At 33.8% G+C, this 15415-nt stretch carries 13 protein-coding genes; 8 read left to right on the plus strand and 5 right to left on the minus strand.

Features of this window, described 5'->3' with window-relative positions:
- The first annotated feature begins 44 nt into the window (after positions 1–44).
- The gene (gene groL / locus GQR94_RS05060) at positions 45–1673 is read left to right on the plus strand and encodes a chaperonin GroEL (RefSeq protein WP_158974451.1); all 1629 of its coding nucleotides are present in this window, start codon (positions 45–47) and stop codon (positions 1671–1673) included.
- 125 nt (positions 1674–1798) lie between these two features.
- Here the strand turns inward: groL and GQR94_RS05065 are convergent, their stop codons facing one another.
- From GQR94_RS05065 to GQR94_RS05080, 4 genes are all read right to left on the minus strand, one after another.
- Positions 1799–3286 (minus strand): hypothetical protein, encoded by a 1488-nt coding sequence (locus tag GQR94_RS05065; protein WP_158974452.1) that lies wholly within the window; start codon positions 3284–3286, stop codon positions 1799–1801.
- A 134-nt stretch (positions 3287–3420) separates the two neighbouring features.
- Positions 3421–3777 (minus strand): heavy-metal-associated domain-containing protein, encoded by a 357-nt coding sequence (locus GQR94_RS05070; protein WP_158974453.1) that lies wholly within the window; start codon positions 3775–3777, stop codon positions 3421–3423.
- A gap of 29 nt (positions 3778–3806) precedes the next feature.
- On the minus strand, positions 3807–6047 hold the full coding sequence (locus tag GQR94_RS05075) for a TonB-dependent receptor (RefSeq protein WP_158974454.1): 2241 nt from the start codon (positions 6045–6047) through the stop codon (positions 3807–3809).
- A gap of 140 nt (positions 6048–6187) precedes the next feature.
- Entirely contained in the window at positions 6188–6607 is a 420-nt protein-coding gene (locus GQR94_RS05080) for a hypothetical protein (protein ID WP_158974455.1), read from the minus strand.
- A 131-nt stretch (positions 6608–6738) separates the two neighbouring features.
- On the opposite strand from GQR94_RS05080, the gene GQR94_RS05085 reads away from it, so the two are divergent.
- The 7 genes from GQR94_RS05085 to rodA all read left to right on the plus strand — a co-directional run bounded on the left by GQR94_RS05085 (position 6739) and on the right by rodA (position 14535).
- Entirely contained in the window at positions 6739–7191 is a 453-nt protein-coding gene (locus GQR94_RS05085; RefSeq protein ID WP_158974456.1) for a GAF domain-containing protein, read from the plus strand.
- 93 nt (positions 7192–7284) lie between these two features.
- Complete coding sequence (gene purH / locus GQR94_RS05090) at positions 7285–8817, plus strand: bifunctional phosphoribosylaminoimidazolecarboxamide formyltransferase/IMP cyclohydrolase (protein WP_158974457.1); 1533 nt, start codon at positions 7285–7287, stop codon at positions 8815–8817.
- 55 nt (positions 8818–8872) lie between these two features.
- On the plus strand, positions 8873–9901 hold the full coding sequence (locus tag GQR94_RS05095) for a rod shape-determining protein (RefSeq protein ID WP_013549719.1): 1029 nt from the start codon (positions 8873–8875) through the stop codon (positions 9899–9901).
- An 88-nt stretch (positions 9902–9989) separates the two neighbouring features.
- A complete protein-coding gene (mreC, locus tag GQR94_RS05100) occupies positions 9990–10817 on the plus strand; it encodes a rod shape-determining protein MreC (protein WP_158974458.1) in 828 nt (275 codons plus the stop codon).
- The gene (locus GQR94_RS05105; protein WP_158974459.1) at positions 10807–11319 is read left to right on the plus strand and encodes a rod shape-determining protein MreD; all 513 of its coding nucleotides are present in this window, start codon (positions 10807–10809) and stop codon (positions 11317–11319) included. The genes mreC and GQR94_RS05105 overlap by 11 nt, the downstream gene beginning before the upstream one ends.
- Before the next feature lie 74 nt (positions 11320–11393).
- Entirely contained in the window at positions 11394–13262 is a 1869-nt protein-coding gene (gene mrdA, locus GQR94_RS05110) for a penicillin-binding protein 2 (protein WP_158974460.1), read from the plus strand.
- On the plus strand, positions 13252–14535 hold the full coding sequence (gene rodA / locus GQR94_RS05115; RefSeq protein WP_158974461.1) for a rod shape-determining protein RodA: 1284 nt from the start codon (positions 13252–13254) through the stop codon (positions 14533–14535). Before mrdA ends, rodA begins: the two co-directional genes overlap by 11 nt.
- On the opposite strand, the gene GQR94_RS05120 is transcribed toward rodA, so the two are convergent.
- Positions 14532–15332, minus strand: coding sequence for a DNA/RNA non-specific endonuclease (locus GQR94_RS05120; protein ID WP_199271538.1), 801 nt, complete (start codon positions 15330–15332; stop codon positions 14532–14534). The genes rodA and GQR94_RS05120 overlap by 4 nt on opposite strands.
- Between the last annotated feature and the right edge of the window lie 83 nt (positions 15333–15415).

Below are 15415 nucleotides of genomic sequence, written 5' to 3' on the forward strand. Positions count from 1 at the left end.
ACAAATTCTCAATCTTTTGAGAATGACTTAAAACAAAATCAAAAATGGCAAAAGATATAAAGTTTGATATAGATGCACGTGACGGACTAAAAAGAGGCGTTGATGCACTTGCAAATGCAGTAAAAGTAACTTTAGGACCTAAAGGTAGAAACGTAATCATCAGTAAATCTTTTGGGGCTCCTGTAGTTACTAAAGATGGTGTTACCGTGGCAAAAGAAATAGAATTAGCAGATCCTTTAGAAAATATGGGTGCTCAAATGGTTAAAGAAGTTGCTTCTAAAACCAATGATTTAGCTGGTGATGGTACTACTACCGCAACAGTTTTAGCGCAAGCAATCGTAAAAGAAGGATTAAAAAACGTTGCTGCCGGTGCTAATCCAATGGATTTAAAAAGAGGTATCGACAAAGCTGTTGAAGCTATCGTAGAAGACTTAGCAAAACAAGCAAAGAAAGTTGGTGATTCTTCTGACAAAATAAAACAAGTTGCTTCTATTTCTGCTAACAATGATGAAACTATTGGTGAGTTAATCGCTAAAGCTTTCGGAAAAGTAGGCAAAGAAGGAGTTATTACTGTTGAAGAAGCTAAAGGAACAGACACGTATGTTGATGTTGTTGAAGGTATGCAGTTTGATAGAGGATACCTTTCTCCTTACTTCGTTACCGATTCAGAAAAAATGGTTTCTGAATTAGAGAATCCTTACATTTTACTTTTTGACAAGAAAATTTCTTCAATGAAAGATATTCTTCCTGTTTTAGAGCCAGTTGCTCAATCAGGAAAGCCTCTTTTAATTATTGCAGAAGATGTTGATGGTGAAGCATTAGCTACTTTAGTAGTAAACAAATTAAGAGGTTCTTTAAAAATTGCTGCTGTTAAAGCTCCAGGTTTTGGAGACAGAAGAAAAGCAATGCTTGAAGATATCGCTATCTTAACTGGTGGTACGGTAATCTCTGAAGAAAGAGGTTTCTCTCTTGAAAACGCTTCATTAGATTTATTAGGTACTTGTGAAAAAATATCTATTGATAAAGACAACACAACAATCGTTAACGGTGCTGGTGTTGCTAAAGATATTAAAGGAAGAGTAAATCAAATTAAAGCTCAAATAGAGTCTACAACTTCTGATTACGACAAAGAAAAACTACAAGAACGTTTAGCTAAACTTTCTGGTGGTGTTGCTGTTCTTTATGTAGGTGCTGCTTCTGAAGTAGAAATGAAGGAGAAAAAAGACAGAGTTGATGATGCATTGCATGCAACTAGAGCTGCTGTAGAAGAAGGTATAGTTGCCGGTGGTGGCGTTGCCCTTGTACGTGCTAAAGCTGTTCTTGCTAAATTGAAAGCTGAAAATCCTGATGAAGAAACAGGAATGCAAATTGTAGCTAGAGCAATTGAAGCTCCATTACGTACAATTGTTGAAAACGCTGGTGGCGAGGGATCTGTTGTTGTTTCTAAAGTATTAGAAGGCAAAGGTGACTTTGGTTACGATGCAAAAGCTGAAGTATACACAGACATGATGAAAGCTGGTATTATAGATCCTAAGAAAGTTACTAGAGTTGCATTAGAAAATGCTGCTTCTGTTGCTGGTATGATCTTAACTACCGAATGTGCTTTAATTGATATTAAAGAAGACGCTCCTGCAGGCCCACCAATGGGTGGCGGTATGCCAGGAATGATGTAGTAATGAACCACTACAAGTAAATAAAAAAACGCTCCAATGAAAATTGGAGCGTTTTGCTTTTTAATAGTTTTGTGTTAGATTAAATCAACTAGAGCGTTGAGGAAATTAGTTTTAAGTTATTTTATTTATTTCAATAACATTAAACTCTTTTCTGTTCCTCTAGCATTCATCATTATAAATGTTTCATTCTTAATTGTGCCTCCTGAAGGTAAATAAAAATTTACTCCTTTATTATCTTGAATCTTATTGTATTCTACTTCTCCGTTTTGTGCGAAAGAAATATCATATAACGCAGTAGACTCAAAAAGCCTTTTAGAAACCTTAGTCCGCCCATCAATTTTATCTTTTAAATTTTTACCAGAATTTAAAATTACATGTAATTGGTTGCCCTTTAAAAAGGCATTATACGAAGGTGAAGTTGACCTTTTGAAGATACTTCTACCCCACTCCAAAATTCCAGAAGAATTAAACTTTAATATAATAATATCATCAAAATGAGTTGTTGTAGTCATATATCCCCCAAATTGACCCGTATTAACATAGTTACTTGTTACATAAAATTCCTCCGCCAACATATACGTATTGCCTAAGGAATCTTCTAAGGCATAATCTACATAAAAATTACTAAGCTCTGTGTCTTTTTTATTTTCCGCTCTTTCATTTCCATATAAATCTTCAAAAACAGTAAGCGGTAACGGCGATAATTTCTTATCCTCAACAAGCAAAGAAATTGGGTCTAATTGAAAATCACAACCTCCCTTTATTCTATCAACATTTTGTTCAGAATAAAATCCTAGAAGATGTAATTTTCCCTTTTTAAAACTAATATTCAAAGATTTTATTTGCTCCTGATCTAAACCAATACTTTGCACATGAATACCCTCACTATTTACCCTATTTATTACAAACTCATAATTTGCTTTATCATTGCGCTTATTGGATCGGCCCTTAAAAAATAATTTACCCAATACAAAAACATTAGCATTATCATCTACCATTAAATCATTCAACTCAAAGTGTTTTTCAACATCCTCTTGGTAAGACTTTTCAAAAATTAGTTCTAATGAATTTGCATCAAATAAATGAATACTATAGGCATTACTCTTCTTTTTAATATTATCAGATGTCATTGCCAAATATTTTCCATTAGTGGACTGTACAAAATTCGTTTGCCTCTTATTCTCGCCAGAAAACAGAACAGAATTACCTTCTAATGTCTTTTCAAACAATTGCTTTTTTGAATAAGACTTATCCTTAATATTAAAAGTATAACAAAATACGATTCGTTCTTTCTTTCTAGGGGAATACAACGTAATCACCTTAATTTCATTGTCAAAATAAAGTGAAGCTTTAAATTCCTCTTTACGCTCAATACTTATAATTTCGTTATTTATTCTTTCTAATGAATTGTTGAAAACATCGAAGATAATTCGACCTTTATTAAATCTAATTACTCCAGTTTCCTGAATATCATTAATATGCATAGCAACTACGTCGGTAGCTTCAACCTTATCTACAAATGGCACACTCTCTATTACCTGAAGTTTTGATTCTGATTGGGCACTCAAAGCGATTTGACTCAATAGCATTGAAAATAATAAAAATCTTTTCATAAGATACTTAGTATATATTTTTAGGGTAAATATAGAAATTTAACACCCCTTATCAATTATAATAAATTACTCTAAAAATCAAAGAAGCCATTTGAAAAAATTCAAATGGCTTCTAAATTACTCTTGGAGTTTATTTAATGATGACCAGAATCATCAGAATTATCTTCGCGATACAAACAACAAGGATGTACGCTATTGTAAGCCTCATCCGTTGCTTTCAATTCTTTAGTATCATGGCCAACAGCTATAATTGCTGTTTTTATCTTCATAGCATCAGTTTTACGCTCATCAATAATTAAAGATAATTGATGCGATGGAATATCCCAAGCAGCAAACTTTACTCCTTTTACACTTAATGCAGCCTGCTCAATACGCTCTTTGCACATTCCACATTTTCCATTTACGTCAAATGTCATTTTTTTGTTCTTGTCTTGAGCATAACTAATCGTAGCCATCAAAACCACAACTGCTGTTAAAATTATTTTTTTCATAGTAATAGGTATTAGTATATAATATTATTTTAAAGTTTAAATCTAAATCCCGCATAAAACATACGTCCCATGATCGGTGCATACACAATACTGGTATCAAAATTTGAGCCAAACGGATCATCTGCACTTAGCACTGGATTATCTTGCGTATAGTCTGTTAAATTTTCTCCACCGACGTAAACTTCAAAAGATTTTGAAAATACTCTAGTTATTTGAGCATTCATTAAACTATAAGCCGCTGCGTAATCGCCTAATTGATTCGCTAGCTCATTTGTTGAAGTATTAGGCAAGCGCTGTTTTCCTAACGCATGCACCGTGTAATCTGCGCGCCATTGTGTTCCATTTTCTTTCGCTACACTAGAATACCCTAAGTTAGCAAAATATCTGTGTTGCGCTTGCAGCGGTTTTTGCAAATTACCACTTTGATAATCTGTGTTTACATCATAATACTTATAAGCAGTTCTAACTTCTAAATTTGGTAAAATTCTATGCCCCAATTCTACCTGAAAGCTACTTGCACTACTCTTCCCTTCTAAGTTATAAAAAGAAATTTCACGAGGATTTTCCCAATCTACTACAATTTGGTTTTTAAAATCGGTTTTATAAAAATCTATACTGAAATTTCCTGGTCTATCTAAAAATGTGAAGCCTTGCAAAAAACTTACGCCATAATTCCAAGCATCTTCTGGGTCCAAACCATAAATATCGCCCCCAGCATTTGATATATTTATTGTTCTTGAAGAACCAAAAAGTTGCTGATTTTCAGCAAAAATATTTGCCGCTCTTTTACCCCTACCAAATGATCCTTTCAAACTTCCTTTGTCCCAAGGAGTATAGCGAATATGAAACCTTGGTGTTACAAAAGTACCCAACCTATTATGCGTATCTACACGCAGGCCTGCCGTTAAATTTACCTTATTTAAATTATCATAATTATATTCAAAAAATGCCCCAACAGAAGCGTCTACCCTTGAAAAATCATCCGCCAACACCAGTTCATCATACCCATCATACGCAAAAGCCAATCCCGTCTTAAACTTATTCTGAGTATCGCCAATAATAGAGTTAAACATTAAATTAGAGTAGATGCTTTCATGGTCAATATCATAGGTGTTAAATCCAAAATATGAATCTTGCTTATGAACACTATACGAAGTTTGTAAACTTATATTTTGAAAAGGTAAATCTGGAAAAATATAAGCCAACTTCATAGAAGCATCAAAACGACGTGTTTTCACTTCACTACCCCAAGAATTTGTTGTAAACTTATCTAGAGATGGCTCAAAATTTGTTTGCCCTAATTGCTTATTATCATTTAAAAATCGAACATTTAAGAAACTTATCCATCCATTTTCCGGATCTTGGTATTGCCAACGATTCATTATATTAATCTGATCCGCCAATGGAGCGTCTAAAAAGCCATCGCCATTATTGTCCTCTTTTTGCGTACGTTTATTACCATGAATGTATAGTCCTGTACTCCATTTCTCGGTTAACTTCTTGTTCAAATGCGTGTTTAACTCGTAACGTCCATTTTGGTTGGCATAGCCATTTACAAAAACAGCGTTATCCGTAAGTGGTTTTACAAGTTCTGTATTAATTTGCCCAGAAATACTCTCATAGCCATTAACAACACTCCCTGCTCCTTTTGTTATTTGAATACTTTCTACCCACGTACCTGGCGTAAATGTTAATCCGTAGGCCTGAGACGCACCACGAACCATAGGAATATTCTCCTGAGTAATTAATAAATAAGGACTGGTAAGCCCTAACATTTGTATTTGCTTTGTACCAGTTAATGCGTCAGAATAATTTACATCTATTGCAGGATTGGTCTCAAAACTTTCAGATAAGTTGCAGCAAGCCGCCTTCAATAACTCCGCACTATTAATAGTTACCACATTCTGTGAGCTGAAATAAGCTTTCTGTACCGCATCTCGTTTTTGATTTACCACCACTTCATTAAGAGTGTTTGATGGATTTAATGTGTGTTTAATTTTTCTTGGTTGATCTACAGTTAAGGTATCAGATTCAAAACCCACATAACTGATGATCAACTTATGGTATTGCGCATCATAAGGAATTGAGAAATTCCCATCAAAATCTGTCACCACACCTATTTGAGAATTCATCCAATAGACATTAGCCCCCGGCAAGCCTAAAGTAGCATTAATAGCACCTCCATCAACCACTACTCCTTCTATTTTATCTTGAGAAAGCGCTGCAAAAGGCAATAATACTGCAATAAGTAGTTTTATATATGTATTCATTTGTAATTTAAATTTGAAAAATTATTTAAGTAAGAGTTATTCAGTGTCATACCAAAAACAGGAAAGCACGAAATGGCATACAGAAAATCACGTTTAAAAAAACAAGATTCAACGGCATGCTGTCAACTATAAATAAAAAATCAAATTAAATAAACCTCGTCTAATACGTGTATATCTTTGACGATAATTGTTGGCGGATAGTTGTCAAAAGAACGTTCCAGTTCAAAACCATTGCCAAATAAGTTAAAATAAGAATATGCATAAGCGACTACAAAGAACTGCTGCGCTAGATCAAAATCATTATCATGGAATACCAAATCATCTTGCCCTTCTGTAATGATTATTTCATCATCGCAGCAAGAATTTGAATCTTCAACATGTTCGCCATTGCCATCAGACTGCGAAACCATATTCATACCACAATCTTGCGAAGAAGTAAACAATGCAATATCCATAAGATGCCCTAAACAATAGTGCTTTTCTACCTTCCACGAAATCGTGGAAGCCAATAGCAAAATTGCCATGGTTACAGATAAAATATTGAAAAGTCCTTTTTTCATTCCTGCAAAATTACAAAATATTCATACGCTACCTTAGAATAGTTATGAAGATTAACGAATATTTATTGCATTTGTTCTGTAATTTTTAAATAAAATATTCGACTTTTGGAGCAAATATCAACAGATAAAAAATGTTTGACACTTTAAAGGAACAAATCCTAGCTATAACTAGCAATTCTGTAACTAATACTGATTTGCAATTACAACAAATTTGCGACTTACTTAAAGAGCGTGTACCTCACTATGACTGGGTAGGCTTCTATTTTAAAAATGGAGATAAGAACGAATTAAAATTAGGCCCCTATGCAGGTGCACCCACAGACCATATTATTATTCCTTTTGGAAAGGGTATCTGTGGACAAGTTGCTGTAAGCAATGAAAACTTTATTGTCCCTGATGTAAAAGCTCAAGATAATTACATTGCATGTAGCATTACCGTAAAGGCTGAAATTGTAATTCCGCTATTCGTAAACGGCGAAAACGTTGGTCAAATAGATATTGATTCTAACACGCCAGATCCTTTTACAAAGGCTGATGAGCACTTTTTAGAGTTCATAAATGCAGAAGTAGCTAAAATTCTTTAAAATTTTATATTTTTTATTGATAAAATCGATGCTTTTTTAACTTCAAAAAAATTACTTTTGCGTGCTTAAGATATTAATCATAAGCACATAAAAATGAGCACCACCAAAAAAGCTACATCAGCATTAATTTCAGTATTTCATAAAGATGGCTTAGCGCCAATCGTTAAAAAATTTCAAGAACTAGGTATTACCATATATTCTACTGGTGGTACAGAAAAATTTGTTCGTGATTTAGGCATAGATGTAGTCCCTGTTGAAGATGTAACAAGTTATCCTTCTATTTTAGGTGGCCGTGTAAAAACCTTACACCCAAAAGTATTCGGAGGTATTTTGAATCGTCAAGACAATGAAAATGACCAAAAACAATTGGCTGAATTTGAAATTCCGCAAATAGATATTGTTATTGTTGATTTATACCCTTTTGAAAAAACAGTAGCTAGTGGTGCATCAGAGCAAGATATTATAGAAAAAATTGATATTGGTGGTATTTCTTTAATTCGTGCAGCTGCTAAAAACTTTAAGGATGTACTTTGTGTTTCTTCTATGGAAGATTATACTGAAGTTTTAGAATTGATTTCTGCAAATAATGGCACTACAACACTTGAAGATCGTAAGCGTTTTGCTGCTAAATCTTTTAATGTTTCTTCTCATTATGATACTGCAATTTTCAATTATTTTAATAAAGATAAGCAAGAAACAGTTTTAAAAATTAGCGAAACGAATGGTCAAGTTTTACGTTACGGCGAAAACCCACACCAAAAAGGTTTTTTCTTTGGTGATTTCGATGCGATGTTTGACAAGCTTCATGGAAAAGAATTATCATACAACAATCTTTTAGATGTTGATGCTGCCGTGAATTTAATGGGAGAGTTTAAAAATGACGAACCTACATTTGCTATCTTAAAACACAACAACGCTTGTGGTTTAGCATCAAGAAGCAGCCTACACCAAGCTTATGTAGATGCTTTAGCAGGAGATCCTGTTTCTGCATTTGGAGGTGTTTTAATTAGCAACAAAGAAATTGACAAGGCTACAGCCGAAGAAATTCATAAATTATTCTGCGAAGTGGTTATTGCTCCTAGCTATGCTGCCGATGCTTTAGAAATTTTAAAAGGAAAGAAAAACAGAATTATTCTTATTCAAAACGAAGTAGAATTGCCACAAACTTCTGTTCGCACCTGCCTTAATGGTGTTTTAGTTCAAGACAAAGATTTTATTACCGATGCTAAGGCTGATTTAAAAACAGCTACGAAAACAGCGCCTACGACCCAAGAGGTTGAAGATTTAATATTTGCTTCAAAATTATGTAAGCATACAAAATCAAACACCATTGTTCTGGCTAAAAACAAACAATTATACGCTAGTGGTACAGGACAGACATCTAGAGTTGATGCCTTAAACCAAGCGATACACAAAGCAAACACATTTAATTTCGATTTAAAAGGTGCTGTCATGGCGAGTGATGCATTTTTCCCTTTCCCTGACTGTGTAGAAATTGCAGGCAATAGCGGAATTTCAAGTGTCATTCAACCTGGAGGATCAATTAAAGACGAATTAAGTGTAGAATACTGTAATTCTAATGGAATTTCTATGGTAATGACAGGTACACGTCATTTTAAACATTAATTTTGTTACTTTCGTCGATAAAACTTACTTTTAGTACACAACCAAATAAATAGAAATGGGATTTTTTGATTTCTTGACAGAGGAAATAGCTATTGACTTAGGTACGGCTAACACTCTTATAATACATAACGACAAAGTTGTTGTTGATAGCCCTTCTATCGTAGCCAGAGATAGAATTAGTGGGAAAATAATTGCTGTAGGCAAAGAAGCCAACATGATGCAAGGAAAAACCCATGAAAACATTAAGACAATACGCCCTCTTAAAGATGGTGTAATTGCCGATTTTGATGCTTCTGAAAAGATGATAAATATGTTCATTAAGAACATACCAGCATTAAAGAAAAAATGGTTTCCTCCTGCGTTGCGTATGGTCATTTGTATTCCTTCTGGAATTACTGAAGTAGAAATGCGTGCTGTAAAAGAATCTGCAGAACGTGTTAATGGTAAAGAAGTTTATTTAATTCATGAACCAATGGCAGCTGCTATTGGTATTGGTTTAGATATTATGCAACCAAAAGGAAACATGATTGTAGATATAGGTGGTGGTACTACAGAGATTGCTGTAATTGCCTTAGGTGGTATCGTTTGTGATAAATCTGTGAAAATTGCAGGTGATGTCTTTACCAATGATATTATTTATTACATGCGTACACAACACAACCTTTATGTTGGAGAGAGTACTGCAGAAAACATTAAAATAACTATTGGTTCTGCTACTGAAGACTTACAAACACCTCCAGATGAAATGTCTGTTCAGGGTAGAGATTTATTGACAGGAAAACCAAAACAAGTACAAATCTCTTATAGAGAAATTGCAAAAGCCTTAGACAAATCTATCTTACGTGTAGAAGATGCAGTAATGGAAACTTTATCACAAACTCCTCCAGAACTTGCTGCAGATATCTATAATACTGGTATTTATTTAGCCGGTGGTGGTTCTATGCTAAGAGGTTTAGACCGTAGGTTATCTCAAAAAACAGATTTACCCGTATATATAGCAGAAGATCCATTAAGAGCAGTTGTACGCGGAACAGGAATCGCATTAAAGAATCTTGAACGCTACAAAAGTATCTTGATCAAATAGCGAATAGCATAATCCTAGAGCACTTTTCTAATATCATATTACAAAAGTGCTTTAATGGTTTTGCCGCACTCAAAAATAATTAAAGTGAATGCAACAGATTATTAATTTTATATTTCGGAATAAAAATCTGCTCCTTTATTTATTCCTATTATTTATATCACTTGCTTTTACCATTCAATCGCATTCCTACCATCAATCAAAATTTTTTAATTCAGCAAATTGGTTGACAGGCGGCGTATACAAAACCTCGAATGGAATTTCTTCTTATTTCAATTTAGAAAAAGAAAATCAGAAATTAGTCGATGAAAATATGCGTTTAAGACGTATCATCATCAACAATGAATACAATGCCGAAATACCTGTTGACAGTCTTAAGCTAGACAGCACTTTAATAGATTACACCATTATTTCTGCAAAAATTATTAAAAACAGCTATTCCAACCTAGACAACTATATTACACTAAATAAGGGCTCTAAAAACGGTATCCAACAAGATATGGGTGTTATCACCCCAAACGGAATTCTCGGTATCATTGAAAATACAAGCGGTAAATTCTCTAGAGTTCAAAGCATTTTAAATAGAAAGTCTAATTTAAATGCCAAGCTAAAGAACACCGATAATTTTGGATCCTTAATTTGGGACACTAAAGATTTTAATACGGTACAACTAATAGACATTCCTAGACGTATACCTATTAAAGTTGGCGATACGATATTGACTGGAGCTGCCTCGAGTATTTTTCCTGAAAACATACCTATCGGAACCATTAAAAGTTTTGGCTTAGATGTTTCAAAAAGTTCGTATACCATTAACATTTCACTTTTTAATGATATGTCTAACCTCAAAAATGTATATATCATTAACAACACCAATCGTGTTACCCTAGAGGAATTAGAATCAACAAATGTCAAGTAAATATTACTTTATAAATATCGTACGCTTTATTGCGCTTGTTTTAGCTCAAGTTCTAATCTGCAATAACATCAACTTCTGGGGATATATAAACCCCATGATTTACATCTTGTTTCTATATTGGTACCCTATAAAACAAAATAGAGCAGTATTTCTTGTTATCTCATTTTTTCTAGGATTTACTATAGATATTTTCTCTGACACTTTAGCGATACATACAGCCGCGACATTAACAATTGCATACCTAAGACCTACAATAATGCGTTTTTGTTTTGGAGTGAATTTTGAATTCCAAAGCTTTAGATTATCATCTGCACCCCGAATTCAGCAAATAACCTACCTCGCTTTGTTAATTGTGATACATCATACGGTTTTCTTTACCCTAGAAGTTTTTAATTTTGATAATTTTCTTCTAATTTTAAAGAAAATACTTGTAGTGAGTATTGCTTCTTTATTTTTGTGTATTTTAATAAGCTCTCTTTTCAGTGTTAAAAAAGAAAATTAAACAAATATTCTATCTAATTTTGGGGCAATTTTTTAAATTACTTTAAACCATAATTTGTTGATTTTCATCAAAAAATGAAAAAAATATTACTATCATCAATCATTATTATCATCGGCTTAACCTTTATTGGGAGATTGTCGTATCTGCAGGTATTTAGACATTCTTCTATGCAGGTTACAGAAGATACTGCCATAAAAGCAATCTATGATTATCCAGAGCGTGGATATATCTACGACCGTAATGGTGATTTATTGGTTGCCAATCAGCCTGCATATGATGTTATGATTATTCCGCGCGAAGTTAAAAAGTTAGACACTTTAGAATTTTGCAAACTACTAGGAATAGAAAAAGCTACTTTTTTAAAACAATTTAAAAAAGCAAAAAATTATTCTCCAAGACTACCATCGGTATTAGTGCCTCAATTATCTAAAAAAGATTACGCACGATTACAAGAGAAGATGCGTAAATACAAAGGTTTCTATATTCAGAAAAGATCATTACGCTATTATGACACGCATAGTGGTGCCAATGTTTTTGGTTTTATTTCTGAAGTTAACGATTATGAATTAAACGAAAACCCCTACTACAAACTTGGAGAACTTAAAGGCCGAACAGGAATAGAAAAACAATACGAAGCAATTCTACGAGGCCGAAAAGGCGTTAAATACATTCAAAAAGATAGATTTAACAGAGATATTGGCCCCTATAAAAATGGTATTTTAGATACTTTACCTGAACAAGGAAAAGAAATTAAAATTACTATTGACAAACAACTTCAAGAATACGGAGAATTGTTAATGAATGGAAAACGTGGAGGAGTTGTAGCTATTGAACCCGCTACGGGAGAAATTTTAGCCATGATTTCTGGTCCTACCTATGACCCTAATTTATTGGTTGGACGTGAACGTTCTAAAAATTACACGAAACTTTATAATGATTCTATTGCACAACCAACCTATGATCGCTCCGTTCTTGCGCAAACTTCACCAGGATCTCCTTTTAAAACAATAAATGCATTAATAGCATTACAAGAAAACGTAATTACCCCTGAAACCAAAATACAATGCTATAACGGTTTTTATGTGGGTAACAAAAAAAGAGGTTGTCACTGCGGTGGGGGTTTAAGAGATTTAGACGTAGGAATTTATAAGTCTTGTAATGCCTATTTCGCAGGTACGTTTAGAAAAATATTTGAAAAATTCCCTACAACAGATGAAGGTATGGATGTTTGGGACAAACATGTAAAAAGCTTCGGATTAGGAGGTTTTCTAGGATCTGATATTCCTACAGGCCGAAGTGGATCTATCCCAACTAAAGAGACCTATGACCGCATGTACGGCGATAATAGATGGTCTTCTTCATATTTTATATCAAATGCTATTGGCCAAGGAGAAATCCTTGTTACACCGCTACAATTAGCGAATATGACTGCCGCAATTGCCAATCGCGGATATTATATCATTCCTCATGTTCTTAAAGAAGTGGAAGGGGAAAAAATTACAAATCAAAAATACCTAGAAAAACCTAACACTACCATAGACAAAAAACATTTTGAGCCTGTTGTACAAGGTATGGCGAATGTATACAAACATGGAACTGGGAGAGGCGTTCAAATACCAGATATAGATATTGCAGGAAAAACGGGAACCGTAGAAAATTACACAAGAATAGATGGCGTAAGAACACAGCTTACAGATCATTCCGTGTTTGTTGCTTTTGCTCCTGTTGATAATCCTAAAATTGCTGTTGCTGTTTATATTGAAAATGGGTATTACGGAGGTCGATATGCTGGCCATATTGCATCACTTTTAATAGAAAAATATATTAAAGGAAAAATTACCAGAACAGATTTAGAAAAAAGAATGTTAGACAAAACCTTAGAAAAGGAATATGCTAAAGAAATTAGTGGTGAACCATTTATAATTAACGAGCGTGTTTGGTAAAGGGCTTTTAAGAAGAGTAGACTGGCTTTCCATTTTAATATTTGTACTTCTAATAGCAATTGGTTGGATAAATATATATTCTAGCACCTATTCTGAAGGACAAGATAACATATTTGACTTCTCAACTATATACGGGAAACAACTAATTTTCATAGCCTTAGACTTAGTTTTAATCGTAATAATTTTAGCGTTAGAGAGTAATTTTTTCGAACGTTTTTCAAGTGTAATCTATGTCATTTCTTTAGCACTTTTACTTGGGCTCTTTGTTTTTGGAACAACCATTGCTGGTGCTACATCATGGTATAATCTTGGGTTTTTTAACCTACAACCATCAGAGCTAGCTAAAGTTGCCACTGCACTTGCCGTTGCTAAATACCTAAGTGATATTCAAACAGATATTCGCAGAAGAAAAGATCAACTCTATTCTTTTTTAATACTTTTAATACCTGCTATACTAGTCATCCCACAGCCAGATCCTGGGAGTGCCTTGGTCTTTTTTTCACTCGTATTTGTACTTTTCAGAGAAGGTGTTCCTCTATTTTATCTAGGTATTGGTTTATACACCATTTTAATATTTGTGTGCACGCTTATGTTTGGTACCATATGGATCGCCATTATCATAGGTTTACTATTAGCTATATTCTTATTACTAAAAAAGCAATCGTATAAAATACCTGTAATCCCTGTAGTCGGTGTTTTTATTATTACCTTATTATTTTCATTATCCGTGAATTTTGTTTTTGAAAACGTTTTTGAACAACGCCACAGAGATCGTTTTAGTCTTTGGCTGAGTTTAGAAAAAGACCCCTCAAAACTAGAAGAAATACGCAAAACAATTGGATATAACACCTATCAATCTGAAAAAGCAATTGAATCAGGAGGCTTTTTCGGAAAAGGTTTTCTTGAAGGTACACGTACCAAAGGAGATTTTGTGCCAGAACAACACACGGATTATATTTTCAGTACGGTAGGTGAAGAATGGGGTTTCTTAGGGACAACCATTGTTATTATTTTGTTTTCAATTTTATTACTAAGGCTAGTATACCTTTCTGAAAGACAAAAAAATGCATTTAACCGCATGTATGGGTATGGCGTAATCTCAATACTTTTAGTCCACTATTTTATAAATATAGGAATGGTCATAGGCGTGCTGCCAACGATTGGTATCCCTTTACCTTTCTTTAGCTATGGAGGGTCTGGTTTACTTGGGTTTACCGCTTTATTATTTATCTTTTTAAAAATGGATTCTAACCGTCTGAAAGAAGGATTCTAAAATTTCCAGTCTTTTAGAACTACAGTACTTTCAAATTTATCTTCGGTGGTATCAGGTAATTTTTCAAAAAAATCTATTCCTGTCTTTTGTTCTATTTCATCAATAGTAACAACATGACTTTTTAACGCGCTGCTACTTTCTTTATTTTTAAATAAGAATGCGATTGCTTTAATTTCTTGTCCGTCTTTCCTAGCTACTATTTTATAAAAATAATCAGGAACTGATACATCTTCATCTCCAATAGCATCCAAACCATTATTCAAAACACCCGCCGTAATTACATATACCCCATCGTACTTTTTAGTCCAATAGCGCACCGTATTTTCTAACTCGTTCCATATTCCCGCATTAAATTCACGGTTCTGCGGACTAATATTACTCGTATAAAATGTCTCATTATATGCATACTCAGAAAATCTACGATCGCCCGCAGGGCAAAGATGTCCGCGATCATACCCAGAACGTTTATAATTTTTATAATCAGCAGACTTCGTACTTACTTTTGGGTCTTCTATAAAATAAGGACGCGTTCTATCATCATAAGTGAGTTGATTTCTGTCTAATTGATAAGCAACCCATTCCGCTTGCTCATGCTTTTCACTATAGGACAGTGTAAAATAATTATGTTGAACAATCTCTCCTGTTGTAGAACTAGGAAGAAAATCAAAAGGAATTTCAACTATGGGCTCTTCTCCTTCTGGAGCTGTATACGTATCTGGTGTATAGAAGTTTTCAAACAACCAAAAACCAACAAGGCATACTACCATTAATAGAGAATATATTGTTTTATTTTTCATAATCATCAGTCAGACGGGCAAGTTACTTTAATTTTGTATATTCTTATACGACTAAGACATCAACTTATTAAGTATACTCATTT

Origin of the sequence: Cellulophaga sp. L1A9, from assembly GCF_009797025.1 — a bacterium.
Taxonomy (GTDB): Bacteria; Bacteroidota; Bacteroidia; order Flavobacteriales; family Flavobacteriaceae; genus Cellulophaga.

Coding starts and splice junctions, on each gene's coding strand:
- groL (WP_158974451.1), top strand. CDS start 45: ATGGCAAAAGATATAAAGTTTGATATAGATGCACGTGACGGACTAAAA.
- GQR94_RS05065 (WP_158974452.1), bottom strand. CDS start 3,286: ATGAAAAGATTTTTATTATTTTCAATGCTATTGAGTCAAATCGCTTTG.
- GQR94_RS05070 (WP_158974453.1), bottom strand. CDS start 3,777: ATGAAAAAAATAATTTTAACAGCAGTTGTGGTTTTGATGGCTACGATT.
- GQR94_RS05075 (WP_158974454.1), bottom strand. CDS start 6,047: ATGAATACATATATAAAACTACTTATTGCAGTATTATTGCCTTTTGCA.
- GQR94_RS05080 (WP_158974455.1), bottom strand. CDS start 6,607: ATGAAAAAAGGACTTTTCAATATTTTATCTGTAACCATGGCAATTTTG.
- GQR94_RS05085 (WP_158974456.1), top strand. CDS start 6,739: ATGTTTGACACTTTAAAGGAACAAATCCTAGCTATAACTAGCAATTCT.
- purH (WP_158974457.1), top strand. CDS start 7,285: ATGAGCACCACCAAAAAAGCTACATCAGCATTAATTTCAGTATTTCAT.
- GQR94_RS05095 (WP_013549719.1), top strand. CDS start 8,873: ATGGGATTTTTTGATTTCTTGACAGAGGAAATAGCTATTGACTTAGGT.
- mreC (WP_158974458.1), top strand. CDS start 9,990: ATGCAACAGATTATTAATTTTATATTTCGGAATAAAAATCTGCTCCTT.
- GQR94_RS05105 (WP_158974459.1), top strand. CDS start 10,807: ATGTCAAGTAAATATTACTTTATAAATATCGTACGCTTTATTGCGCTT.
- mrdA (WP_158974460.1), top strand. CDS start 11,394: ATGAAAAAAATATTACTATCATCAATCATTATTATCATCGGCTTAACC.
- GQR94_RS05120 (WP_199271538.1), bottom strand. CDS start 15,332: ATGAAAAATAAAACAATATATTCTCTATTAATGGTAGTATGCCTTGTT.